Consider the following 24,355-nt stretch of genomic DNA (forward strand, 5'->3'; position numbering starts at 1 on the left):
CGCTTACGCTGTCAGAGGCTCGCAAACGTACGCCAAGAGTTGCGGTCAGTGCAAAACCAGGTGCAGCTAGCGCAACAAAGCGCAATGCTTCTGTTACGAACGGACGTGGATGAGCGACAAGCCTCCGGCGCCCTCGGCCGGGCTACGGCGGGACATGGATATCCTCGAAGTCCTCGCAGGTCACGGCGATGACAGGGACGCGGACGGGTTCGGCGTCAGCTGGATCGCCGAGCGGCTGGGGCGGGAGAAGAGCCAGATCTCCAGGGCGTTGCGGGCGCTGGAACTGGAGGGCATGGTGGAGCGGGACCCGGTCACCCGGCGCTACCGGCTGGGCTGGCGGCTGTTCGCGCTGGCCGCGCGCACCCAGCAGGCCCGGCTTGTCCGGGTCGCCGCGCCCTACCTGCGGCGCCTGGCCGGCGCCTTCGACGAGGACGCCTATCTGTGCGTGCTGCGCGGCAACCAGGTCCTGACGCTGCTGTCGGTGCCGTCGTCGCGGGCCTACCACCGGGTGTGGGAGGGGATCTCGGTGCCGGTGATCATGGCCGCCGCCGGCCGGTCGCTGCTCGCCGAGTGGGACGAGGAACGCGTGCGTGCGCTGCTGCGCACCGTGCTGCCGTCCGGGCTGGACAGCGCGGTCGCCAGCGAGGACGACTGGCTGGCCGACCTCGCCCATGTGCGGTCGGCGGGCTACGCGGTCTCGGACGTGGAGCTGGAGGACAGTGCCGCCGGGGTGTCGGCGCCCGTACGCGACCACCGGGGGCTCATCACGGCGGCGATCAGTGTGTCCGTGATCCGGGCGCCGGCGCCGGAGCGGCTGCACGAGATGGGGGCCGTGGTTGCGGAGGTGGCCCGCGAGCTCTCGGCCGCGCTGGGTTACCCCGCGACGCCCGCTGCGGGAACGTGGAAGTCGCCGGCGTAGCACCCGCTCGGCGCGGGACGGTCACCGATTCGGCCGGAGCGGGGGAGTCGCTCCGGCCGGCCGGAGGCCCGCCGTCGGCCTGGCGGTGGTGAGTTCCTGGGGCGTCGGGGTCTCCGGCTTTCACCCGGCCGCCCGGAGTGGACTGTCTTATGGCCTGAGCGGCCGACCCCCAGTGCGATCGATCTTTTCGTCTCCCTCACCGACGTGGTGGTGCGCGAGGAGGACTGTCTGTGTTGCGGGCGGGCGGCGTGGGACGCCCGGTATGTGGTGAACGGGAAGGAACAGAGCGGGCACCTGTCTCGCGCATCACCGCCGAGCTGGCGGAGGCCGAGCCGTGCGTCATGGCCAACGTGATCAGCGTCACCTGAACCGGCAGCCCCGAACAGAGCGTTGTCCATCACCCGACACGAATGGAACAACGGTGCCGATTGACGGTCTCCCGTCAGCCGATTCAATGACCTTTCCCTTTCGGGCGGCCTGGGCAACCCGGTGAGGTTGAGACCAGGGCTGTGGCTCTGCGCGAGCACTTAGATCCGGGTGTCGGCACCGTTGTGGAGCTACCTCTACATATCTTCTACAGTTGGCAAACGCGCTCTTGGGCTTGGCGCAGGCGTCGGCCGGCCCCGCGTCGTCGATCACTTTCAGGCCGGTCGGGTCGGAAGCGCCGATGGGGTTGTTGCCCGCGTACGCGTACGGGTTCGTCCGTCTCGCCACACGCGCTGAGGTCGCCGGTGGTGAACACTTGATGCCGGCGGTGATGCCGAGTTCATCGGCGCAGATCTTCGCGATGGACATGACTGCGTTCAGCAGGGCCTGGAGCTGCCGGTCGACCTCGGCCTGGGCGGCCTTGGCGGCGGCGTCCGCCTGCTGCTTCATTCTCGGCTCACTCGCCGGCGGGCTCGCCGCCAAACTGGCCGCGAAATACGCGCTGCCGTGGAAGTGGAACCTACGAACTCGGTAAGGCCATTTGGAAACACGCCGGGGACGCCATCAGCGCCTTCAAGAACTGGCTGGCGGCCAAGGACAAACTCAAGATAGCCGAACGGGCCAGGGATGCCGCGGAGAAAGCGGTCCGGGCGGTCTGCGGAAAACGCAACAGCTTCGTGCCGGGAACCATGGTCGTGATGGCCGACGGCACCGAAAAACCCATCGAGGACGTCGAGGTCGGCGACAAGGTGCAGGCCACCGATCCGGTGTCCGGCCGGACCGAGGCCAAGCCCGTCACCGCACTGATCGCCGGTGAGGGCGCCTGGGTGTACGCCGCCCAGTTGCACGCCGGTACGTGGCTGCAGACGGGCGACGGCACGTGGGTCCAGGTCTCCGCCGTGGAGAAGTGGACGGCCGCCCAGCACGTGCACAACCTGAGCGTCGACGGCATCCCCACCTACTACGTCGGGGTGGGCAGGGCGAGCGTACTCGTCCACAACACGCCGTGTCCGGACGACGCGGACGGCGTTGACCACGCGCTCGACAGGCACGGCCACGACAGTTACGGCAAGTCGGACGACGGAGTGTGGGACGAGGACATGGACGAGGACGCCTCGGTGAACTCGCCAGAAGAACCGCCGGGAGAATCGGCAGGTACCAGAAGAGTCACGGCACCATCATTTACTACGTGGACGCCGGCCGAATCATCGGTCGCTCCAAGCGAAGCGGCGGAAGACTGAGCACCAGATACGCGGTCGTGCGTGACAAGCAAGGCCGGCTGGTCACCATGTACCGTGTCTGACGATGGCCAGTATAAGAGTGCGGCTCCTGTCCGAATTCAAGAAAGTCTTGTCGGAGGAGGAGTACTTCCCGCTCGACGTGCTGGACTGCCCGGCGATCTCCAAGGCCGGGCAGCCCATGCTCGGACATATCGATCCTTACGGGGACACGATGTTCAACCGGGCGCAGATGAGGACGCTGCTGGACGAGATCGACGCTTTGCTGGCCGCGGATGCCCCGCTCACGGCGGACCAGCGGCGCTATCTGTCGTTCCTCAGGAGGTTGTGCGTTCTGGGAGACGCCCCGCACCGGTACCTGTGGATCTGGGGGGCGTGAAGACGTTCGACGTGCGATCGGCGATCGCCTTGAAGTACGTCGCGACGGTCGCCGGTGTGCGCTCCTTGCGCTGGATGCGGGGATTGCCGATCGATGGGAATGCCGCCTGCCTCAGTGGCGTTACGTATCCGACGCTTTACCCAGCGAGGTAGATCTTTGCCGGATATATGGTGTTTTGTTTGCATGTGTCCAGGTTTAGTCGGTAGCTTGGTAGGCGTTGGCCAACGGGTAGACCAGTCTCCCGGTGGCATCGGATCTCCGGAATCTCCGGATCCCCCGCGCTCCACGTAGCGACCGCATTGGCTTAGGCCCGGCTACATCAGTCAAGCGAGCGCAACCTCCGTGTTCCCTAACGAAGGACTTTCCCTTGACCATGTCCGTCCGCACGCGAGCTCTCAGCCTGCTGACCGCCGCCACCATCGGCGGCCTGACCATCGGCGCGGCCACCGCGCACGCCGACGCGCAGACCGCCGCCCCGGTGACCGCCGCCCAGTCCCAGGCGACTCTGCTCACGGGCTCGACCAAGGCGTCGTACTTCTGGGACGACTCCTCAGGTCGGGCCGGCGACACCGGACTGCCGGCCGCCGGGAAGCCCATGCAGAAGGGTCTGGCCGCCAGCCCGAGCTGGCCGCTCATGACCGAGGGCTATGTGACGTACAAGGGCAAGAAGCTGCCCTTCTTCGTCGGCGACCGCGGCCCCGGCGAGCCTTCCGACCGTGGCGTCATGCTGGACCTCGACGCCAAGACCTTCGCCGAGCTGACCGGCGGCACGTTCAACCCCGACACCCTGGGCGTGGACGGCGTCGACGGCGAGGGCCACATCAAGATCGACTACGTCATCACCAAGTGGGGTGACGGCGTGGGCCGTAAGAGCCAGCCGGTGGCCTTCTCCACCGGCGCCTGGGCCGAGAAGGACACCGCTGTCCGCCCGGTCTCGGTCAAGAACCAGTAACCCGGCAGGCCGGGCCATGAGGAGGGCGTCCCCGTGAGGGGGCGCCCTCCTCATGTTCAGCGCGTGCGCGGCACCGGCACCTTCGACCAGTCGAGGTCGGAGGCGAGGTAGAAGCTCGGGTAGGCGGGCTGGTTGTAGGCCGTCTGCTGCCGCGCCACCTCCACCCTGTACTGCGGGTCGTGCATCAGCGTGTACAGCTTGCGGTCGGTGACCTCGGTGCTGAGGTGGACGCGCAGGGCCGAGCTGTCGGCCGTACGCACCAGCAGCTCCTCCCGCCAGTCGCCGAACACGTCGGCCACCAGGCCCGGGTTGCCCTTCGTCCAGTTGTTCGTCAGCGTGCCCTCGGCGGTGAGCAGCGTGCCGCGCCGCCGGTCGTCGATCGTCGGCGTCTGCAGCACGGTCGTGGCGGTGCCGTTGACGAGCTGCGTCGTCATGTCGGCCGCCCACCGGATGCTCATGTTCGTTCCTGGCGCGTCGCGGCCCAGGTAGTCGCCGCGGGCCGACCACAGGCCCGCCTGGACGGCCTGGTCGGGCGGCATCGACGACCACGCCTCAAGGCCGCGGAGCGCCGGGTCGACGTCGCCGACCATGCCGCGGCCCGTGTCCACGCCGCTGTAGCCGCCGAACAGCACCCGCCCGGTGGCCGCGTCGCGCATCGCCCATCCGTACGGGGCGCTCCGCCCGCCCTCGTGCACGGTCCAGATCTCCAGGCCGGGACGGTCGGGGTCGAGGTCGCCGACGTGCATCGCGTCGCCGTGGCCGAGCCGTACGGTCTGGCCGGGCACGTTGCTCTGCGGCGGGGCCTCGGCGAAGGACGAGTACAGCACGTCGCCGTCGTCGTCGATGGTGGCGGCGCCGTACACGATCTCCTGCCGGCCGTCGCCGTCCACGTCGGCCGCGCTCATCGAGTGGAAGCCCTGCGTGGTGATGTCGGCATATTTCGGGTTGGTGCCGGGCTGGCCGTGCGGGGAGGCGTTGAACGGGTTCGCCATCGGCACGTGGCCGCTGTCGGCGTACCAGACCTCCTTGAGCCGCCGGCCGTCCCAGTCGTAGGCGACGAGCGTGGTGCGCGTGTAGTAGCCGCGCGCGAAGACCGCCGACGGGCGCCGGCCGTCGAGGTAGGCGACGGCGGACAGGAACCGGTCCACCCGGTTGGCCGGCTCCACGCGCGCCATCGCGTAGTCGCCCCACATCAGGCCGTCGTCGCCGCGGCCCGGCTTGTACGGGACGGTCTGGAGCTCCTTGCCGGACGCGCCGTCGAGCACCGACAGGTACTCGGGCCCGCTGACGACGAACCCGGCGAACTCCCGCAGCCGGTTGTTGGCGCTGCGGCCCGGCGCGTACACGTCCACGAAATGGTTCGCCAGCTCGACGGCGGCCTCGTGGGAGAGCGGGTACGTGTGCGCGGGCGCGATCCCGAACGCCTCCTCCAGCGTCCGCGGCCAGTGCCCGGCGACCACCTCGGGGTGCTCGTGCCACTTCTCGAACATGGCCACGAGGTGGTCGAAGTAGCCGGCGGCGCTCAGCCGGTAGTCGTCGGCATGGGAGCGGCCGGCCCTGATGTCGGCCTTGGGCATGGTGACGTAGCGCTCGGAGACGACCTGGCCGCGGGCGCCGTACCGGATGATCTTCGTGCCGGGGGCGGTCTTGAGCATCAGCTCCGAGCGGCCGTCGCCGTCGAAGTCGTAGACGAGGAACTGCGTGTAGTGGGCTCCGGAGCGGATGTTGACGCCGAGGTCGAGCCGCCAGCGCAGGGTGCCGTCGAGCTCGTACGTGTCGAGATAGGTGTTGCCGGTGTAGCCGCGCTGGGAGACGTCCTTGGAGTTGGACGGGTCCCATTTGACGACGTACTCGTACTGGCCGTCGCCGTCCACGTCGCCGACGCTCACGTCGTTGGCGGAATAGGTGTACGCCTCGCCGGCCGGGGTGACGCCGTCGGCCGGTTTGGTGAGCCGAAGATCATAAAACGATTTAAGCCAGGGCGTGACGACGGCGCCCCGGCCGCCCTCGCGGCCCCTCGTGACCGGGGCCACCTGGTAGCGGGAGGCGGGCGTGCCGGCCGGGTCGAGGTAGTTGGTGCTGTCGGTCACCGTCGCGATCGGGCGGCCGTCGCGGTAGACGCGGAAGTCGGCGCCGGTCATGCCCGTGGCGCCGTGGCCGGTGACCTCGTCGCCGAGCAGCCGCCAGCTCAGGAACACGCCGGTGGGGGTGGAGGCGGCGACCAGGCCGCGGTCCAGGTGTTCGAGACGCGGTCCCGCGCCCGCGCCCCCGGCCGGGGTGGCTGCGGCCGGCGGAGGCGCGGTCGCCAGGGTGGTGAGGAGGGCGGCCAGCGCGAGGGTCGCGGCGCGGCGGCGCGCGCGCGGGCCGGTGGGGAGTCTCATCGTGACGGGCTCCTCGGAGTGAGGCCCGCGTGGGGGCGCGGGATTAAATCGATATAATCAATGCGCCTACGATATTTGTCAAGGATTCATTTACTGCTTATTACGCGCAGTATTTTCGCGAAATTACTGCACCGGCCGTGCAGTGAGTGTTCTCCGCTTGCGACCGCGGTCGATCCCGCGCGGGCGGGCCGTGCCGGCAAGCTCCGGATCGGGACTTGCAATCCTAAGTTAGCATGCTAAGTTATGAGGTGTGGAACGCGACCTCAGCCTCAACCTGCACGTGCTCGTCGCCCGCCTCGACCGGATGGCCGACCGGATCCTGCGGGCCGAGCACAACATCTCCTACAGCCGTTTCCTCGCGCTGACCCTGGTGGGCGAGCTGGGCCTCTCGACGCAACGCGCCCTCGCCGACGGCCTGGGCGTGACCGAGCCGTCCGTGAGCCGCATGACCGGCGTCCTCGCCGCCGAAGGGCTGCTCGACGTCCAGCCCGACCCGGCGGGCGGGAACCGCCGGCAGCTCAGCCTCACCGACAAGGGAAAGGAGATCGTGGCCTCGCTCCGGCAGGAGTTCGAGGACAAGCTGGCCGCCCTGGTCGCACACAGCGGCGTGCCCTACGCCGAGTTCGCCCAGCACACCGCGCGACTGCTCGCGACGTTGGACCAGATGGAACAGGAGTCAACGAGATGAATCAGGTCACTCAGCCCCCGCGGACGCACACCGTCTCCTCGGCCGACGGAACGCCGATCAGCTATCAGACCTTAGGCGCCGGGCCGGGCCTCATCGTGCTCGGCGGCAGCCTGCGCACCTCGCAGGACTACCTGCCGCTGGCCTCCGTCCTGGCCCGCTCCTTCACCGTGCACGTCGTCGACCGGCGGGGACGCGGCGCCAGCGGCCCCCAGGGGCCCCGGTACAACCTGGGCAAAGAAGTGGAGGACCTGCTGGCCGTCCAGGAGGAGACCGGCGCGCGGCTGGCGTTCGGCCACAGCTACGGCGGCCTCGTCATCCTTGAGACCGCGCGGTCGTCCCAGGTGTTCGAACGGATCGCGGTCTACGAGCCCGGAGTTCCTGTCACTCCCGTTCCCTCGCACTGGACGGCCCCTTACCGGGAACGGCTGGCCGCAGGCGACCCCTACGGCGCGTTCGTCCACTTCATCCGAGGCTCGGGTGGCGCGCCCGCCTTCGTGGCCAAGATGCCGCACTGGTATCTGCGGATGGTGATGCGGGTCGGGTTCCGCGGGCCGAGCTGGCAGCGGATGCGGCCGCTCCTGGAGACCAACCTGGCCGAGCACGAGCAGCTGGCGGCCCAGCACGGCCGGCTCGCCGCGTTCGCGGCCGTCACCGCTCCGGTGCTGCTGCTGTGCGGCGGTCGTACGCCGCCCGCGAGCAGAGCGGAGTTCGACGCCGTACGCGACACGCTTCCCCACGCCACGCTCGAAAGGCTGCCCGGCCTCAACCATTTCGGGCCGGAAGGGAAAACGGCCCCGCTCGTGGCCGAGCGCACCCTTCGGTTCCTTCTGCCATAGCCGCGTCATCGCTCGACGACGTTGCCGGGGCGGAAGAGGCGTCCGGGGTCGTAGGCCCGCTCGGCCTCCCGCAGCCGCGCGTGGTCCGCCCCGGACCAGGCCGCCGCTGGAGGCGGCCCACGCGCACTTCACCGGCCTTGCGGCTGCCGGAATGACCACGGATTGACATGGATTGAGCGTCGCTCTGATCACGGCGTCTTGCCGCGTTCCTCCACAAACCCGTACGAACGGAACGCACCTCTCATTCATGCACATGGAGGCCGTCGTGCGCTTATCCATCCCGTTAGTGAGCATCGCCGTCTCGGCCGTGCTCCTCGCCCCGGCAGGGGCGGCGACCGCCGAACCGCCCGCGCCGCCCCAGCCCGCCGTACGCGACTTCGGCAACGGCCCCGAACGCCACGAGGAGGCGGCGGGCGGCGACGAGCAGGCCCGGGCCCTCCGCACCGCCCCTCCCACGACCGCCGACCCGACCGGCGAGCCGTCCGGCGGCCCGTCCCGCGACCTCGGCTACCCCCGCCGCACCAAACTTCCCGAACCGCCCGAGAATGCTGCCGACGCCTCCATCAAGCTCGGCCTGGTGCCGTACCACGGCATCGCCCCCAAGCTCAACGAGCTGCAGCGGCGCAGCGACCGGGTGAGCGCCGAGATCATCGGGCGCAGCGCCCAGGGCCGCGACCTCTACCTCGTCACCGTCACCGCCCCCGAGAGCCGCGCCGAGGCGCGCGAGCAGGCCCGCCTGCGCGAGCGCATCGCGAACGACCCGGCCGCCGCCGCCCGCGACCGCAAGCTCGCCGCCCGCTACAAGGCCCCGCTCTACGTCAACGCCAACATCCACGGCAACGAGTGGGAAGGCACCGACGCCTCGCTGCGTACCCTCGAGGAGCTGGCCACCAGCGCCGATCCGAAGGTCGCCGCGCTGCTCGCGCGCACCCGCGTCTATTTCAACGTCACCGCCAACCCCGACGGCCGGGTCAACGGCGTGCGCCCCAACGGCGACGGCTTCGACCTCAACCGGGACTTCGTCACCGCCTCCCAGCCGGAGGTCAGGGCGATGCGCCGGCTCATGATCGACGCCCAGCCGGTCACCATGATCGACCTGCACGGGTACGTCAACGGCACCCTCATCGAGCCCACCACCCCGCCGCACGGCGCGAACTACGAGTACGACCTGTTCATCAGGAACGCCTACGCCAACGGCCTCGGCATGGAGGCCGCCGTCAACGGCCTCGGCTACACCGCCGAGAAGGACGGCGTGCATCCGGCGCAGATTCCGTTCCGCGACAGCGCCGAGGGCTGGGACGACTGGCCGCCGATCTTCACCCCGCAGTACGCGCCCTTCCACGGGGCCGTCGCCTCGCACACCGTCGAGATCCCGCTGCGGGTCAACAACGCCGACTACGCCAACCTGCCGGTCGAGGAGCTGCGCCGTCGCTCGGCGATCAACACCGACGTGGCCGCCGCCGCCATCCGCGCCTCCTACGCCTTCGTCCAGGCCCGGCACGACGCGCTGATCGCCGACCAGATCGAGGTGTTCCGGCGCGGCGCGGCCGGGGAGCCGTCCAGGACCGTGCCGCTCGGCATCGTGCCCGGCTTCGGCCCCGAGGACGTCTACACCACGACCTTCCCCCACGCGTACGTCATCACCGGCGAGCGCTCGGCCACCGCCGCCGCCCGCCTGGTCGACCACCTCGTGGCCAACGACGTCCGGGTCGGGCGCGCCAGGCACGCCTTCCGCGCGGACGGCCGTACCTACCCGGCCGGGTCGTACGTCGTGGACATGCGCCAGCCCAAGCGCGGCCTGGCCAACGTGATGCTGGAGCCCGGCGCGGACATCTCACCACGGGTGGATGCGATGTACGACATCTCCGGCTGGAGCCACGCGCTGCTGTGGGGCGCCACCGTCGAGCCCGTGACCGGATCGGCGCCGCGCGTGGCGGCCGAGCCGGTCAAGGCCGCCGTTCCGACCGGCTCGGTGCCGCGCGGCTCGGGGCCGCTCGCGCTCAAGGTCGTGGACGCCAAGGAGGTCCGGGCGGTCAACGACCTGCTCGCCCAGGGCGTCGCCCTGACCTGGACCGACGACGGCCGGGTGATCGTCCCGGCGAGCGCCCGCCGCGCCGCCGGGACCGTCTCCGACCGGTACGGCGTCGCCTTCACCCCGGCCGCCGGCGCGACCGGCAGGCCGCTGGCGCCGGTCCGGCTGGCCGCCGCCGTCGCGGCGGACGAGCTGTTCACGCTGCGCGAGCTGGGCTTCCCGGTCACCCCGGTGTCGACCGCCGTGCTCAACGCCGGCTTCGACTGGAGCGCCACGGACGTGCTGGTCGTCTCCAGCGGGCTCAGCTACACCGCGCTCAACCCGGACGCCCGCGCGGCGCTCGACGCCTTCCTCACCACCGGCGGCGTCATCACCCGGGGCGGCACGGGCGCGGCGTTCAACGCGGCGGCCGGGCTGCTCACCGTGACGGCGGTCGCGGGCCGTTCCGACGCCAACGGCGTCGTGCGCGTGGCGTCCTCCGCCGGGCCGGTCGGCGCCGGGTCGCCGGAACACTCGTTCGTGTACTCGCCGCGCTGGTTCACCGGCCTGGGGCCGGAGGTCAGGGTGGAGCAGTCGTACGCGGCGGACGGACCCCTCGTCGCCGGTCACTGGCGGGCCGACCCCCGGACCGGCGCGGGCGGGCCCGAGCAGGCCAGGGGGCAGGCTGCGGTGGTGAGCGGCCGGGACGAGCGCGGCGCGGCCGTCGTCATGTTCGGCACCGAGCCCATGTTCCGCAACCACCCGAAGGGCCTGTTCCCGCAGGTAGCCAGGGCCGCCTACTGGACGGCGACGGCGACGGCCGCAGCAGCGGCCGCCGCTTCCTGAACAAGCCGGCGGCCCTATGAGGGGGCCGACGGCCGCCCCGTGAGCCGGACGGGCCGGGCGGAGCGATCCGCCCGGCCCGCGCCGGTCACGGCGCCGGCGCGTAGCCGGCGGGCCGGGCGGTGAACGTGCCGCGGCCGTGCGTCCTGCCGCGCAGGCGCGTCGCGTACCCGAACACCTCGGCCAGCGGCACCGTCGCCGTGACGACGACCGTGCCCGCCCGCGCCACGGAGCCGGTCACCCGCCCGCGCCGCGCCGCGAGGTCGCCGAGCACCGCGCCCGCGGCCTCGTCCGGCGCGGTCACCGTGACCTCGGCCACCGGCTCCAGCAGCGCCATCGCGCACGCCGCCAGCGCCGCGCGCAGCCCCAGCCGCCCGGCGGCGCGGAACGCGAGCTCCGACGAGTCCTTCGGATGCGTGGCCCCGTCGGTCAGCGTCACCCGCAGCCCGGTCACCGGATGGCCGCCGAGCGGCCCCGCCGCGAGCGCGTCGCGGCAGCCGGCCTCGACCGCGCGGACGTACTCGCGCGGCACCCGCCCGCCGGTCACCGAGGAGCCGAACACGAACCCTTCGCCGTCCAGCGGCTCGACGTCCAGCACGACGTGCGCGAACTGCCCGGCGCCGCCGTCCTGCTTGACGTGCCGGTACAGCACGCCCCGCACCCCGCGCACGACCGTCTCCCGGTGGGCGACCTGCGGACGTCCGACGGCCACGGCCAGGCCGTGGTCGCGGCGCAGCTTCTCCGCCGCCACCTCCAGGTGCAGCTCGCCCATCCCGGACAGCAGCGTCTGCCCGGTCTCGGCGTCGGCCCGTACCGACAGCGACGGGTCCTCCTCCGTGAGGCGGGCCAGCGCCGCGGCCAGCCGGCCGGCGTCGGCGCTCCTCCGCGCCTCGACGGCCACGGACACGACGGGCTCGGCGGGGCTCGGCGGCTCCAGAACCACCGGGGCGTCCGGCGCGCACAGGGTCGCGCCCGCGCGGGCCGCCTTGAGCCCGACCAGCGCCACGATGTCGCCCGCCACCGCCCGGTCCACCTCGGCGTGCCGGTCGGCCTGCACCCGCAGGATCCGCCCGGCCCGCTCGACGCGGCCCGCGCCGGCGTCCAGCACCGCGTCCCCCTTCCTGAGCGTCCCCGCGTAGAGCCGCACGTACGTGAGCCGTCCCGTCGCCGTCGCGCTCACCTTGAACGCCAGCGCCACCAGCGGCGCCGCGGGATCGGCGGCCCGTGCGGCGGCGGGCACGTCGAGCGGCGACGGCAGGTACGCCACGACGGCGTCGAGCAGCGGCTCCACCCCGCGGTCGCGGTAGGCGGCCCCGCACAGCACGACCACGCCCGCCCCGGACAGCGTCAGCTCCCGCAGCGCGAGCGCCAGCGTCTCGTCGGAGAGCGCCGCTCCCGCGCTCGCGGGGGCGGCGCAGAACTCCTCCAGGGCGCCCGGATGCAGCCCGGCCACGGCCTCCTCCAGGAGCCCGCGCCGCCGCCGCGCCTCCGCCAGCAGCTCCTCGGGCACGGGCGCTTCCCGCACCGGCGCGCCGCCGCCGTCCCAGACCAGCGCCCGCATCCGGACCAGGTCCACCACGCCGCGGAAGCCGTCCTCCGCGCCGATCGGGAGCTGGACGGGCAGCGGCGCGGGATGCAGCCGCGCCCGGATCGAGGCGACCACGGCGTCGAGGTCCGCGCCCGCCCGGTCCATCTTGTTGATGAAAGCCACCCGCGGCACCCCGTGCCGGTCGGCCCGCCGCCACACGGACTCGCTCTGCGGTTCGACCCCGGCCACGCCGTCGAAGACGGCCACCGCGCCGTCGAGCACCCGCAGCGACCGCTCGACCTCGTCGGAGAAGTCGACATGGCCGGGCGTGTCGATGAGGTTGATCCGGTGGCCGTCCCAGTCGCAGCTCACCGCGGCGGCGAAGATCGTGATGCCGCGGTCGCGTTCCTGGGGGTCGAAGTCGGTGACGGTGGTGCCGTCGTGCACCTCGCCGCGCTTGTACGTGGCGCCGGTCAGGTACAGGATCCGCTCGGTGACGGTGGTCTTGCCGGCGTCCACGTGGGCGAGGACGCCGAGGTTGCGTACGGCGGCGAGGGGGTCGGCTACGACACGGGTGCGCATGGCCTGCGGCCTTTCGTGAAAGGTCGGGAAACGAGGACAGCGCGATTCGCCCGGCGAACAACCCGGCAGGATCAGGAAGAGGAGGTGTTCGTCAGGACGTCCGGCGACGGCCGCGCAGCCGGCGCCGGGGTGACGAGGACACCAGGATCACCTCGTACCGCGAGGACGGGAGGACGACGGCGGCGCTGACAGGGCGCATGGCGGGGTCCTTCCCTTCTCGATCGCGGCGGGTTCGGGGCGAGTGTAGTGAAGCGGCTTGCGGCGGGGCGACGGGTTTTTCCGCGCGTCACCGCTCGACGACGTGGCCGACGCGGAAGAAGCCGTCCGGGTCGTAGGACCGCTTGACCTCCCGCAGCCGCGCGTGGTCCGCCCCCGACCAGGCCGCCGCCGTACGCCCGGTGTCGGCCAGGAAGTTGAGGAACGTGCCCCCGTTGTCGTACGGCCGCAGCGCCTCGGCGAGCCCCGGCACCGGCGTGTCCACGATCACCGACAGCCGGGTGCGGCGGTGGCTGACCGGGCCGGCGTCCGGCCCCGGACGGCTCATCGCGCCGCCCCAGTGCCGCACCTCCACGGTCTGCGCCTGCTCGGCCGCCGCGACCAGCACGTCCACGACCTCGCCGGGGACCTCCTCCAGCATGGACATGTGGCGGTTCGGGGTGCCGCCCATGGCCGTGTCCGCGTACGTCGTCGTCCGGGTCTCGTCCAGCAGGGCCGGGCCGGCCGCCCGCAGGAGCGGCGCCAGCAGCCGCCGGCCCTCCGCCTCGTCGCCGGCGTGCACGACCTTGAGCTGCGCCACGTGCCGCCCGGCGAGCGGGCCTTCGTCGGGCATCCGCCGCAGCACGACGGCGGTGCTGAGGTCGTCGGGCGCGGTGTCGATCCACGTCCGGTACGCCTCCAGCAGCTCGCCCGCCGCCTCGATCGGGAAGTACGCGAACCCGCTGTACACCCGCGACACCGGGTGCAGCCGGAACTCCAGCGAGGTGACCACGCCGAACCCGCCGCCGCCCCCGCGCAGCGCCCAGAACAGCTCGGGGTGGCTGTCCGGGCTCGCCGTGACGTGCCGCCCGTCGGCGAGCAGCACCTCGGCCCGCAGCACGCTGTCGGCGGCGAAGCCGTGCCTGCGCGCCAGCCAGCCGAGCCCGCCGCCGAGCGTGTAGCCGGTGACGCCGACGTCGGGCGCCGAGCCGGACAGCGGCGCGAGCCCGAACGGCGCGGCGGCGGCGATCACGTGGCCCCAGCGCGCCCCCGGCCCGACCCGCGCGATCCGGCGGACGGGGTCCACCAGCACCGACGCCATCGGCGTCGTCCGCACCAGCACGCCGCCCTCGGCCCCGGCGTGCGTGCCGTGCCCGGTCGCCTGCACCGCGAACGGCACCCCGTGCGCCCGCGCCGCCAGCAGCGCCGACCGCACGTCCGCCATCCCGTACGCCTCGGCGACCAGCGCGGGCCGGGCGTCCACCGCGGGGTCGAGCCCGCGGCGCAGCTCGTCGTAGCGCTCGTCGCCGGGCCGGTGCGCCCGCCCGGTGAAACCGGTGAGCGTGATGTCGTCGTCGATCCTGTACGGGTTGCTCATCTCGATCGCCCTTCTCGTCAAGTCCTGTGATCAGCGTGCGGGAGGGCGCTTACGGTCTCGTTCCCGCCGCCTTACCGCCCCTCTTAAGACCGTTCGAGAGCCAGAATCTCGTCGCTGCGCGGCCGGCGAATCCAGCCGTCGTCGTTCTCGCGGCTACGCCGCAGGCGGTAGATGGGGGCCGGGCTGCCACTGCGGGAGTGGTACCGGCAAATGAAGGACGACCGGGTCTACGTGACGGGCACGATCTCGGCCCTGGTCAGGACGCCGTCCTCGATGGTGAGCAGGCCGATCGTGCCGTGCGGCTGGCGGCGGCGGTCGGTGGGGGAGCCCGGGTTGAAGATGCGCAGGCCGTCGCCGGACTCGTCCAGCGGGATGTGGGAGTGGCCGAAGACCACCAGGTCCGACTCGGGGAAGCGGCGCCGCAGGCGGGCCAGGCGGCCCTTGGCCGGGCCGCTGTCGTGGATCATGCCGATCCGCAGGCCGTCCAGCGTGAGCTCCAGGGTCTCCGGCGCCGTCACGTCCGGGCCGTCGTTGTTGCCCTTGACCGCGTGCACCGGCGCGTACGCGGCCAGCTCGGCCAGCACCGAGGCGACGCAGACGTCCCCGGCGTGCAGGATGACGTCCGCGCCCCGCAGGTGCTCCGCCACCCGGGGCGGGCAGGAGCGCCAGCGCCGGGGCGCGTGGGTGTCGGACAGCGCGACCACGTTCATGCCCTGCCCCTGCCCGCCGCGCCCCGGGGGCGTCACCCCGCGCCGACACGGAGCCGTCAGCCCAGGCGGGCCGCCCGTTCCTCGAGGTAGTCACGCTCCGGGGCGCTGGCCGTCAGCCGGGCCGCCTCCCGGTAGGCGCCGGCCGCCCCGGAGTGGTCGCCCTCCAGCTCCAGCAGGTGCGCCCGGACCGCGGCCGGCCGGTGGTGGTCCTTGAGCCGGCCGTCGGCCGCGAGCCGGTCGAGCCGGTCGAGTCCGGCCCGCGGGCCGTGGACCATGGCCTCGGCGACCGCGTGGTTGAGCTCGACCACCGGGTTGTCGTCCAGCCCTGACAGCACCCGGTACAGCGCGAGGATCTGCGGCCAGTCGGTCTCCGCGGCCGACGGGGCCTCGTCGTGCACGGCCGCGATGGCCGCCTGCACCTGGTAGGGCCCGAGCGGAGCCGTGGACAGCGCCTTGCTCACCAGCTCCACGCCCTCGGCGACGAGCCGCCGGTCCCACAGGCCGCGGTCCTGCTCGGCGAGCGGGACCAGCCGCCCGTCCGGCCCGGTGCGGGCGGGCCGCCTCGCCTCGGTGAGCAGCATGAGCGCCAGCAGCCCGGCCACCTCGCCGTCGTCGGGCAGCAGCCGGTGCACGGCCCTCGCCAGCCTGATCGCCTCGCCGGTCAGCTCGTCGCGGTGCAGGTCCGGCCCGGCCGTCGCGGTGTAGCCCTCGTTGAAGATCAGGTAGAGCACGTGCAGGACCACCCGCAGCCGTCCGGCCCGCTCGCCCTCCGGCGGCGGCTCGAACCGCGCCCCCGCGGCCTTGATCCGCTGCTTGGCCCGGCTGATGCGCTGCGCCATCGTCGTCTCGGGCACCAGGAACGCGCCCGCCACCTGCGCCGTGGTCAGCCCGCCGACGGCCCGCAGCGTGAGGGCGAGCTGCGAGGGCGGCGACAGCGCCGGATGGCAGCACAGGAACAGCAGCGTGAGCGTGTCGTCCCGGTCGCCGGCCGGCTCCTCGCCCGGCCCGGCCACCGTGTGCGCGTCCGCGGGCTCGCCCGCCCCGGCGCTCTCCTCGCGCCGCCGCCGGGCGTGCTCGCTGCGTACGAGGTCGATGAGCCGCCGCGAGGCCACCGTCACCAGCCAGGCCCGCGGGTTGTCCGGCACGCCCTCGCGCGGCCACTGGACGGCGGCGTCGAGCAGCGCCTCCTGGACGGCGTCCTCGCAGGCGGCGAACTGCTCGTGGCGCCGTACGAGGATGCCGAGCACCTGCGGCGCCAGCTCCCGGAGCAGCGCCTCGACCTCGGTCATCCCAGAGCCGGGCCGCCCTCGCCCGCGGGCGGGTCGACCTCGTCGATGATCGGCCGCACCTCCATCGCGCACAGCCGCGCGTCCGGCCACCGGGCCGCGATCTCCGTGGCCCGCTCGACGCTCGCGCACTCCACGATGAGGTAGCCCGCCAGGAACTCCTTGGCCTCCAGGAACGGCCCGTCGGTGACGGCCGGCACGCCGCCGCGCACCCGCACGACACGGGAGGTGGCGGGCCCGTCGAGCGCCTGCCCGCCCACCAGCTCGCCGCTGTCGGAGAGCTCCTTCATCAGGGCGTCCACCTCGGCCATCACGTCGGACTCGTGATCGGCCACGTGCTGCTGCGACTCGGCGTTGGCGTAGATCATCAGCATGTACTTCACGCGCTCATGCTATGGGCATCAGTGGCAGCGGAGGTCAAGACCGGCGTCGGTGCTGTCGTACGCCTCCACGATGAAGGACCTGGGGAGGCCGTCGGTGTCCTGATCCCTCTCGAAGTAGATCCGCAAGGAAGCCCGCTCGGTCTCGACCCCGGCGATGCGGGCGGCGGCGTAGTACCGGAGCACCGACCCCTCGGAGAGGTGCGTGGACAGCGCGACGCGGACCTGGTAGTCGCAGTGGTTGCCGTTCCCCCGCAGGGCGATGGAACCATCGGCGGTGTTGTCCCTGTGGAAGGTCTCGGGCGGCGGCGGATAGGCGAGGAGGCGGTCCCCGAACGCCGCGAGCTTCCTGTCGTTCGCCCAGGCGGGGATGGCGAACAGCAGGTACAGCCCGGCGAAGGGCGCCAGGACCGCGCATACGACGGCGACGAGGCATCCGGATCTCACGACGGCGAACTCTACGCGGGATCAGCGCTGCGGGGGGCGGCCCCAGATGCGGCGGAAGTCGGTGAGCGGGTACGGCACGTCGGCGGGCGGGAGGTCCCAGAGGCGGGTGCGTCGCTGGTCGAGGTCGAAGCGGGGCCAGCCGGGGTCGCCCGTGGCGGCGAACGACGTCCAGGCGCGGCGGACGCGCTCCGACAGCTCGGCGAAACCGGCGGGCGGCGGTGAGCCCAGGAGGCGGGCGGCGAAGCGGCTGTGGGTGTCGCCGAAGGTGAACGGCACGTCCACGCCGTGCGCCGCGCCCAGCGCCGGGCCCTTCCAGGTGAAGTCGTACAGCCAGGTACGGCCGCCGGCCCGCGCGTGGGCCTCGGCGGTCCACGTGGTCGGCATGCGGACCAGCGCGTCCGACATCAGCACGGTGAACAGCTCGGCGTCGCCGGCCCCGGGGTGCGCCAGGCCGTACGTGGGCACGGCGTCGGCGTCCAGCCCGAACGAGGCCGCCGCCGCGGCCGGATCGACCCCCGCGGGCGGTCCGCCAGGGGCGAGCCCGCGATACTCCTCGTGGGTGAAGCCGCAGATCAGCTCCACGCCGCGAGCGGCCGGACCGGCCATGCCCGCCCACGGCGGCCCGGTGACCAGCTCGCCGTCCACGACCGGCCCGAACGGGCTCGTCCCCGTGACGTCCCGCGCCGCTAGGACGGCCTCGGGCGGCAGCCCGGCGAGGGCTTCGTACGTCGCGGGAACCCCGGCCGCCGCGGCCAGCGCCCCGGTGACGCGCCCCGCCTCGTCCGGGGTGCGGAGACCGGCCGGGATGCTCTGCGCGATCGCCCGGCGGAACAGCCCCGCCGCGGCCGGCGCCGCCGTCAGCAGCGCGACCGAGGCCGCGCCCGCCGACTGGCCGAACACCGTCACGTTGCCGGGGTCGCCGCCGAACGCGGCGATGTTCCCGCGCACCCACTCCAGCGCGGCGAGCTGGTCGCGCAGGCCGCGGTTGTCCGGGACGCCGGGCAGGTGGCCGAAGCCCTCGAAGCCCACCCGGTAGTCCACGGTCACCACCACGACGCCGGAGCGGGCCAGCACGGCGCCGTCGTACTGCGGCATGGCCGTCGCGCCGACCTGCCACGCGCCGCCGTAGAGCCACACCATGACCGGCAGCCCCGCCCCTCCCGGGTCGGGGCTCCACACGTTGAGGTTCAGGCAGGCGAGGCCGTCCCCGGGCCGCCAGATCGGCGGCACCCCCGGCGCCGGGGGGAGCTGGGGCGGCGCGGCGCCGTACGCGACGGCGTCCCGCACCCCGTCCCACGCGGGCGGCGGGGCGGGCGGCCGGAAGCGCAGCGGCCCTTCCGGCGCGGCCGCGTACGGGACGCCCAGGAAGGAGGCGACGCCGTCCCGCGTGGCGCCCCGCACGGAGCCCTGGGCGGTCTTCACGATGACCTGCATGTTTCCAGTCTGGCCGGGCCAGCTTGGAGATCACTTGGACGCGGCTGCACCGGGCGCGGCAGGGCTCAGCCGCGGAGCCGGGACGAGGGCGGGGCGGGGGAACGGGGCCGGCCGACGCGGGCGATGTGCAGCAGCGAGGAGGGGTCGGCGACGCCCAGGCGGGCGGCGAGCTCGCGCCGCGTGCCGGGGCTGTCGATGATCTGGCTCAGCGGGTGCGTGGTGTAGCCGGCGGCGGAGAGGGTGAGCCAGTGGCGGAGGAGGAGCCGCCCCTGCTCCACCTCGTCGCCCGCCGGGCCGACCAGCACCAGCACGTCACCGTCGTGGTCGAGCAGCCCGCGCGAGGCGCCGGCCAGGACGCGCGGCAGGCCGAGCGGCCGGAGCGCCGGGTACAGCGCCAGCGACGCGCGCAGCGCCACCGCCTCCAGCCGGGTCAGGCGCAGCGCCCGGTCGCTCAGGCCGTCGAGCAGGTAGCGGCGGTGCCTGCGGGTCAGCCGCAGCCACTGGCGCAGCTCGCGGGTCACCTCCGGCGAGCCGTACTGGTGCAGGTCGGCCGCGTGCAGCAGGTCGGCGAGGTCGCGGCACGGCACCCGGCGCATCCCGGTCAGCCCGGCCACCAGCTCGTCCGGCAGCCGGCCGGGATGGTACTCGCCGCGGTTGGCGCCGCGGGCGCGCACGTCGGCCGTGGTGAAGGGCGTCGCGTACGTCCCGTCGGCCCGCAGGAGATGGCCGACGCGCAGCGGCCCGGGATCGGCGGCGAACGCCACGCGCAGGCCCGCCGACGCGCACACGATCAGGCAGCACTCCACGAACGCCCCCAGCCCGAGCCGCAGGTCGCGGCCCGTGGGGTCGCTGACCGGCAGCGCCCGGTCCGGGTCCCAGCCGACGGTCACCCGGTCGTCCTCGTACGTCAGCGTCCAGGGCTGCGTGTTGTGCGCGCTCGGCGCACGCCAGAAGTCGGGCTCCAGCGCCCGCAGCTCGTTCACGCGAGGTCCTTGGCGTAGAAGGTGTAGCCGTGGAGGGGGCGGCCGCCCATGGCGGCGTACTGGGCGGCGGAGCCGGGGTTGGTGCGCTCGACGTACGTGCTGCGCAGCGTGTGGTAGCCGCCGCGGCGCAGGCCCGCGTGCAGCTCGCGCGAGAGCAGGCGCATGTAGCCGCGGCCCTGCTCGTCCGGCACCGTGCCCTTGATCACGAGCACGGCCTCGCGCCGGTGGCGGGAGCGGGTGGCGAGCAGACGGAGCTGGTTGAGCAGGTGGAGGTCGCCGCGCACGCGCATCACGAACTCGGAGATGTCGGGCAGGCACAGCACGAACGCGATCGGCCGGCCCGCCTTGGTGAGGTACAGCAGCAGGTCCTCGTCCAGCAGGTGCGCCAGCCCGTCGGTCTGCGCCGCGAGCTGGGCGGCGGAGATCTCGGTGTAGTAGCCGAGCCCGGCGAAGGAGGCGTTGAGCATGCCGCGCAGTATCGGCAGCTGCTCGGCCACCCGGCGGCGGTCGCCGCGGTGCACCTCCAGCCCTTCCGCCACGACGCGGGCGTCGTCGAAGGCGAACACCGGCTCCTGCGGCACCGGGCAGATCCAGGTGTCGGACTCGAAGCGGCGGGCGAAGCCGTACTCCTCGTACGCGGCCGGGTAGTAGGGCGGGTTCCAGGCGCTGTCGATGAAGCCGCGCTCGGCGAAGCCCGAGGTGATGACGCCGCCCGCCTGGTTCGGCAGCAGCGAGACCGGGCCGAACGCCGTCCGCCGCCCGTTCGCGCGGCCCGCCTCGCACACGGCGTCGAACAATTCCTCGGCGGCGTCCTCCGCGAACTCGGTGAGGCCGAAGAGCTGCAGCCGCTCGCCCAGCTTGGCGTCGAACGCGGCGTCGGTGTGCAGGGTCGTGCGGGCGACGACCCGGCCGGCGCGACGCAGCACGTACAGGGCCACGCCCTGGCGCATCCAGGCGCGGACCTGGGCGTGCAGCGGCGGGACGAAGCGCGGCGGATTGTCGCCGGGGGCGTGCAGGCGGTCGGTGAGCGACAGGAAGTCGCGCAGGCCGGCCCGGCTCGTGACGCGTTCCAGCCCGCTCACGCGCGTCTCACCGGCGGGCCCGCGCTCTCCGTCGACAGCGGGGTGAACGTCTCGATGTGCGCCATCCCGTCGCCCTCGGCCCGCCACACCCCGTTGCTGTAGCCCTCGGGCTCGGCGTTGTAGACCCGGATGTAGCCGCCGGTGGCGTTCTTCGTGCCGTCGGTGACCCACTGCATCAGCCTGCGGTGGTGGCGGGTGCGGGCGAAGCGCATCAGGGCGTCGCGGTCCTCGAAGAACGCCAGCGTGCCCAGCGTGAACGGGAACTCCCAGTAGACCTTGTGCCACCGGTAGCCGCGCATCCGCTTCATGTCGCGCACCATGCGCCACCAGGTGAAGGAGAGGACGACGATCGACAGCGGCCCCCGGTAGCGGGTCGCCCCGACGAACATCGCCGTCGCCTGCCCCTGCGGCGGCGCCTTGCTGAAATCGGTGGTCCTCATGCGTCCTTCACCAGGTAAACGTTCTTCATCTTGGTGAGCCCGGCGAACGGGCCCTCGCCCGGGCCGAAGACCCGCACCCGCAGATCGGCGGCCGTCGGGTCCTCGCGCAGCGACTCGGCGAAGTCGCGCGAGACGGCGCTCAGGTGGGCCAGCACACCCTTGCGGCACAGCGCGGCCAGCTCCTCGCGGTCCACCCCACCGCGTACCTCCAGGTTCACCACCGGGCGGTACTCCAGGCCGGGCAGCTCCTCCAGCGACAGGCAGAACCGGTTGATCGCGGCGGCGTACGGGTTGCCCTGGTAGAGGCCGTACTCGACGTCCTGCGGATACAGGTTCGCCCCCATGTAGGAGATCGTCGAGTCCTTGCGGCCGAACAGGAACAGCAGCGGCAGGTTCAGCCGCTCGTCGGTCCAGGCGCTCTCGTACGCCTCGTCCCCGAGCGCGGCGCGCACCTCGGCGAGCGTGCGCAGCGCGGCCTCGTCGCCCACGTTGTAGCGCAGCTTGGGCTGCAGGCACGTCTTGGTGTTGATCGTGCACAGCAGCTCGCCGGCGGCGTTGACCTCCAGGAACGTCTCCAGCGGGTTGTAGTGGAAGATCATCGGCAGCCGCTGCTCGCCGGGCCCCAGCAGCCGCTCGCGCAGCTCCCGATCGACGGCGAGGCGCTTGCGCAGCCACACGCTGAACCCGCTCTCCGCGCCCATCCCGATCGTCAGGTCGCTCGCGCCGTAGCCGGAGCGGACCTCCTCGAAGCGCTCCTCCAGGTAGTCGCGCAGCGCCTCGGTCATGCCCTCGCCGCCGACCATGCCCCGGATCCGGTAGTCCCCCCAGGGGAAGCCGCGCTCGTCGAGGTGGTCGCGCAGGTGCTTGAGGAACGGCGGGTACGCGGACACCACGTAGTCGTAGCCGGGCCCGAAGTGCTCCAGCGTGTCGGCGATCTTCTCCAGGTCGGGGCCGGTGTTCTTGACCATCGCGATGCGCGCCATGGCCGTGCCGGTGGTGGTGCCGGTGGCCCAGGCGCCCATCGAGTACGCGTTCACCACGAACAGCCGCCTGCCGGGGAAGACCAGGTCGATGTAGCCGGCCGCGTTGCGGTACACGCCCTTGAGCTCGCGCGGCCCGCGCACCCAGTTGTACGGCTTGCCGCTCGACCCGGACGACTCGTCCACGATCACGCCGGCCCGGTGCAGCCTGCCCTCCTGGCAGCGGCTCTCCTCGTCGTAGGCGGCGGCGTAGTTCTGCTTGGTGGTCTCGGGGAAGTCCGCGAGCCGGCGGGCGTGCTCGGCGTCGTTCTCCCGCAGGAAGTGCCGGTAGGCGGGCACGTCCACGGCGGCGAACTGGCAGGCCACGCGGGCGTGCCGGGCGGCCACGCGGTCCAGCGCCGGATGGTAACTGCGGGCGACCAGCCGCCAGATCGCGGGATGCAGCGCGCCGAGCCGGTACGCGCCGGTCAGGGACCAGGAGTAGGCCTGGAGCCGCAGACGGCGCCAGCGCTGGCGCGCGGTGAGGGGGCCGAGACGGGGACTGAGCCGGTTCATGAGCGCTGACCCTAGTGATCCCGAATTGCCGATCACTTGCGTCGCACTTGAACCGCCAACGCGGAAGCCTCCTTTCCGCGTTCGCCCCTACGGTATGCGGTGAAAGCGGACGGGCCGACCGAGGAGTACGTTGATGATCGCACTGTCATGGCCGCAGGTGAGCGCGCGCCGGCTGGAGCGGGCGGGCCTGGGCGCGGAGCCGGCGAGGACCGGCCCGGGGGAGGTCGTGGCGGCCATGTGCGGCGCGCACGCCCAGGTGATGTCGGCGGCGGAGGTCTCCGTCGGCCTGCGCCTCGCCGGAGCCACCCGCGCGCACGTGCGCGCCGCGCTGCGGCCCGGCGGCGAGCTGGTCAAGACGTACGGGCCGCGCGGCACCGTCCACGTGCTGCCCGTCCGCGACCTGGCCACGTGGGTGAGCGCTCTGTCGTCGGTGCCGGCGGGCAGGAATCCGTTCGCGCCGTCCGTGCGGCTCACCCCCGAGCAGACCGAACGGGTGGTGGCGGCGATCACCGAGGCGGTCGCCGACGACGAGCTGACCATCGAGGAGCTGAGCGACCGGGTCGTGGACCTCGCGGGACCCTGGGCGGGCGACCTCGTCATGCCCGCGTTCGGCGGGAACTGGCCGCGCTGGCGGCAGGCGATGCACCTGGCCGCGCACCGGGGCGCGTTCGTGTTCGGGGCCGGACGGGGGCGCAAGGTCACCTACACGGCGCCGCCCGCCGCCGACCTTGTCGAAGATGGGCTCGGCGCGCTGGTGCGCGGCTACCTGACGGCGTACGGGCCGGCCACGCCGGAGCAGTTCGCGCAGTGGGCGGGCGGGCCGGTGCGGTGGGCGGCGCGCGCCTTCGAGGGGGCCGGGCTGGAGGAGGTGCTGTTCGAGGGGCGGCCGGCCTGGGTGGTCGCCGGGGACACGGCGGTGCCGGAGGAGCCGCCGCGCGGGGTGCGGCTGCTGCCGTACTTCGACGCGTACGTGGTGGCGGGGCGGCCCCGCGAGCTGCTGTACCCCGGTGCGGCGGCGGCGCGGGCGCTCAACCGGGGACAGGCGGGCAACTTCCCGGTGCTGCTCGTGGACGGCGTCGTGGCCGGCGTCTGGCACCAGCGCCGCTCCGGCGACCGTCTCGACGTGACCGTGGAGCCGCTCCACGAGCTCGGCCCGGAGCGGGAACGGGAGCTGGAGGAGCGGGTCGAGCGGCTGGGCGAGGTGCTGGAGGCCCGGCCCCGGCTGACCATCGGCACGGTCACCGTGGGCGCGCACGCCTGAAACACTCCCTATCGTGCCCTACGATAGGGAGCGATATGGAGCAATACACCGTGGAGCAGGCGGCCGCGCTGCTCGGGCTGCACGTCAAGACCGTGCGCAACTACGTCCGCGATGGGCGGCTGCCCGCTGTGCGGGTGGGCAAGCGCTACCGGATCGCCAAGGACGACCTGGCCGCGTTCGGCGGGCTGCCGCCGGACGAGCCGGCGCGGCCGCGCGCCGCCGAGGTGTCGGCCATCGTCCAGCTCGACGGGATCGGCCGCGCCGAGATGGACCGCGTCACCACCATGGTCACCGGCTCCCTCGCCGGGCGGCCCAACGGTGTGCGGGTCCAGTTCGCCTACGACGAGGAGCGCGCCCACCTCAAGGTGATCGTGCTCGGCGAGCTGGAGCCCGCCGCGCAGGTCCTGCGCATCGTCGACGCGCTGGTGCGCCCGTGACGCT

At 73.0% G+C, this 24,355-nt stretch carries 22 protein-coding genes; 10 read left to right on the forward strand and 12 right to left on the reverse strand.

Annotated features, from left to right (window positions below; translation table 11 throughout):
- The first annotated feature begins 154 nt into the window (after positions 1-154).
- From SMD20_RS05645 to SMD20_RS05665, 5 genes are all read left to right on the forward strand, one after another.
- The gene (locus SMD20_RS05645) at positions 155-919 is read left to right on the forward strand and encodes an IclR family transcriptional regulator (protein ID WP_329575752.1); all 765 of its coding nucleotides are present in this window, start codon (positions 155-157) and stop codon (positions 917-919) included.
- Between the two features lie 580 nt (positions 920-1,499).
- Entirely contained in the window at positions 1,500-1,880 is a 381-nt protein-coding gene (locus SMD20_RS05650) for a hypothetical protein (RefSeq protein WP_329575754.1), read from the forward strand.
- A gap of 163 nt (positions 1,881-2,043) precedes the next feature.
- On the forward strand, positions 2,044-2,586 hold the full coding sequence (locus SMD20_RS05655; RefSeq protein ID WP_329575756.1) for a hypothetical protein: 543 nt from the start codon (positions 2,044-2,046) through the stop codon (positions 2,584-2,586).
- A 64-nt stretch (positions 2,587-2,650) separates the two neighbouring features.
- On the forward strand, positions 2,651-2,962 hold the full coding sequence (locus SMD20_RS05660) for a hypothetical protein (protein WP_329575759.1): 312 nt from the start codon (positions 2,651-2,653) through the stop codon (positions 2,960-2,962).
- A gap of 373 nt (positions 2,963-3,335) precedes the next feature.
- A complete protein-coding gene (locus SMD20_RS05665) occupies positions 3,336-3,914 on the forward strand; it encodes a hypothetical protein (protein WP_329592443.1) in 579 nt (192 codons plus the stop codon).
- 56 nt (positions 3,915-3,970) lie between these two features.
- On the opposite strand, the gene SMD20_RS05670 is transcribed toward SMD20_RS05665, so the two are convergent.
- Positions 3,971-6,295, reverse strand: a complete 2,325-nt coding sequence (locus tag SMD20_RS05670; RefSeq protein WP_329575762.1) for a rhamnogalacturonan lyase — start codon at positions 6,293-6,295, stop codon at positions 3,971-3,973.
- 250 nt (positions 6,296-6,545) lie between these two features.
- Here SMD20_RS05670 and SMD20_RS05675 point away from each other — a divergent pair, with 250 nt between their 5' ends.
- The 3 genes from SMD20_RS05675 to SMD20_RS05685 all read left to right on the forward strand — a co-directional run bounded on the left by SMD20_RS05675 (position 6,546) and on the right by SMD20_RS05685 (position 10,676).
- Positions 6,546-6,983 carry a MarR family winged helix-turn-helix transcriptional regulator gene (locus SMD20_RS05675; RefSeq protein ID WP_329575765.1) on the forward strand — a complete coding sequence of 146 codons (438 nt, stop codon included), beginning with the start codon at positions 6,546-6,548 and terminating at the stop codon, positions 6,981-6,983.
- Positions 6,980-7,819, forward strand: a complete 840-nt coding sequence (locus tag SMD20_RS05680) for an alpha/beta fold hydrolase (RefSeq protein WP_329575768.1) — start codon at positions 6,980-6,982, stop codon at positions 7,817-7,819. The genes SMD20_RS05675 and SMD20_RS05680 overlap by 4 nt, the downstream gene beginning before the upstream one ends.
- A 265-nt stretch (positions 7,820-8,084) precedes the next feature.
- The gene (locus SMD20_RS05685) at positions 8,085-10,676 is read left to right on the forward strand and encodes a M14 family zinc carboxypeptidase (RefSeq protein WP_329575770.1); all 2,592 of its coding nucleotides are present in this window, start codon (positions 8,085-8,087) and stop codon (positions 10,674-10,676) included.
- An 85-nt stretch (positions 10,677-10,761) separates the two neighbouring features.
- On the opposite strand, the gene fusA is transcribed toward SMD20_RS05685, so the two are convergent.
- The 11 genes from fusA to SMD20_RS05740 form a co-directional block, all read right to left on the reverse strand.
- Positions 10,762-12,783, reverse strand: coding sequence for an elongation factor G (fusA, locus tag SMD20_RS05690; protein ID WP_329575775.1), 2,022 nt, complete (start codon positions 12,781-12,783; stop codon positions 10,762-10,764).
- Between the two features lie 286 nt (positions 12,784-13,069).
- Positions 13,070-14,356, reverse strand: a complete 1,287-nt coding sequence (locus SMD20_RS05695; RefSeq protein ID WP_329575778.1) for an FAD-binding oxidoreductase — start codon at positions 14,354-14,356, stop codon at positions 13,070-13,072.
- 227 nt (positions 14,357-14,583) lie between these two features.
- Positions 14,584-15,066, reverse strand: a complete 483-nt coding sequence (locus SMD20_RS05700) for a metallophosphoesterase family protein (RefSeq protein WP_329575780.1) — start codon at positions 15,064-15,066, stop codon at positions 14,584-14,586.
- A gap of 56 nt (positions 15,067-15,122) precedes the next feature.
- Positions 15,123-16,355: an RNA polymerase sigma factor gene (locus tag SMD20_RS05705; RefSeq protein WP_329575782.1), complete on the reverse strand. Its 1,233-nt coding sequence runs from the start codon at positions 16,353-16,355 to the stop codon at positions 15,123-15,125.
- Positions 16,352-16,726, reverse strand: a complete 375-nt coding sequence (locus SMD20_RS05710; protein WP_329592445.1) for a YciI family protein — start codon at positions 16,724-16,726, stop codon at positions 16,352-16,354. Before SMD20_RS05710 ends, SMD20_RS05705 begins: the two co-directional genes overlap by 4 nt.
- Positions 16,727-16,753: 27 nt before the next feature.
- Positions 16,754-17,179 carry a hypothetical protein gene (locus tag SMD20_RS05715; RefSeq protein WP_329575784.1) on the reverse strand — a complete coding sequence of 142 codons (426 nt, stop codon included), beginning with the start codon at positions 17,177-17,179 and terminating at the stop codon, positions 16,754-16,756.
- 21 nt (positions 17,180-17,200) lie between these two features.
- Complete coding sequence (locus SMD20_RS05720; RefSeq protein WP_329575786.1) at positions 17,201-18,613, reverse strand: carboxylesterase/lipase family protein; 1,413 nt, start codon at positions 18,611-18,613, stop codon at positions 17,201-17,203.
- Positions 18,614-18,678: 65 nt separating this feature from the next.
- Positions 18,679-19,596: a hypothetical protein gene (locus tag SMD20_RS05725; RefSeq protein ID WP_329575789.1), complete on the reverse strand. Its 918-nt coding sequence runs from the start codon at positions 19,594-19,596 to the stop codon at positions 18,679-18,681.
- Positions 19,593-20,678, reverse strand: a complete 1,086-nt coding sequence (locus SMD20_RS05730; RefSeq protein ID WP_329575792.1) for a hypothetical protein — start codon at positions 20,676-20,678, stop codon at positions 19,593-19,595. The genes SMD20_RS05725 and SMD20_RS05730 overlap by 4 nt, the downstream gene beginning before the upstream one ends.
- Positions 20,675-21,118: a DUF4188 domain-containing protein gene (locus tag SMD20_RS05735; protein WP_329575794.1), complete on the reverse strand. Its 444-nt coding sequence runs from the start codon at positions 21,116-21,118 to the stop codon at positions 20,675-20,677. Before SMD20_RS05735 ends, SMD20_RS05730 begins: the two co-directional genes overlap by 4 nt.
- The gene (locus SMD20_RS05740; RefSeq protein ID WP_329575796.1) at positions 21,115-22,653 is read right to left on the reverse strand and encodes a phenylacetate--CoA ligase family protein; all 1,539 of its coding nucleotides are present in this window, start codon (positions 22,651-22,653) and stop codon (positions 21,115-21,117) included. The genes SMD20_RS05735 and SMD20_RS05740 overlap by 4 nt, the downstream gene beginning before the upstream one ends.
- A gap of 133 nt (positions 22,654-22,786) precedes the next feature.
- On the opposite strand from SMD20_RS05740, the gene SMD20_RS05745 reads away from it, so the two are divergent.
- Positions 22,787-23,914, forward strand: a complete 1,128-nt coding sequence (locus SMD20_RS05745; RefSeq protein ID WP_329575799.1) for a winged helix DNA-binding domain-containing protein — start codon at positions 22,787-22,789, stop codon at positions 23,912-23,914.
- Between the two features lie 35 nt (positions 23,915-23,949).
- On the forward strand, positions 23,950-24,351 hold the full coding sequence (locus SMD20_RS05750) for a helix-turn-helix domain-containing protein (RefSeq protein WP_329575801.1): 402 nt from the start codon (positions 23,950-23,952) through the stop codon (positions 24,349-24,351).
- The last annotated feature ends 4 nt before the right edge of the window (positions 24,352-24,355 follow it).

Origin of the sequence: Nonomuraea sp. LP-02 (genome assembly GCF_036289125.1) — a bacterium.
Classification (GTDB): domain Bacteria; phylum Actinomycetota; class Actinomycetes; order Streptosporangiales; family Streptosporangiaceae; genus Nonomuraea; species Nonomuraea bangladeshensis.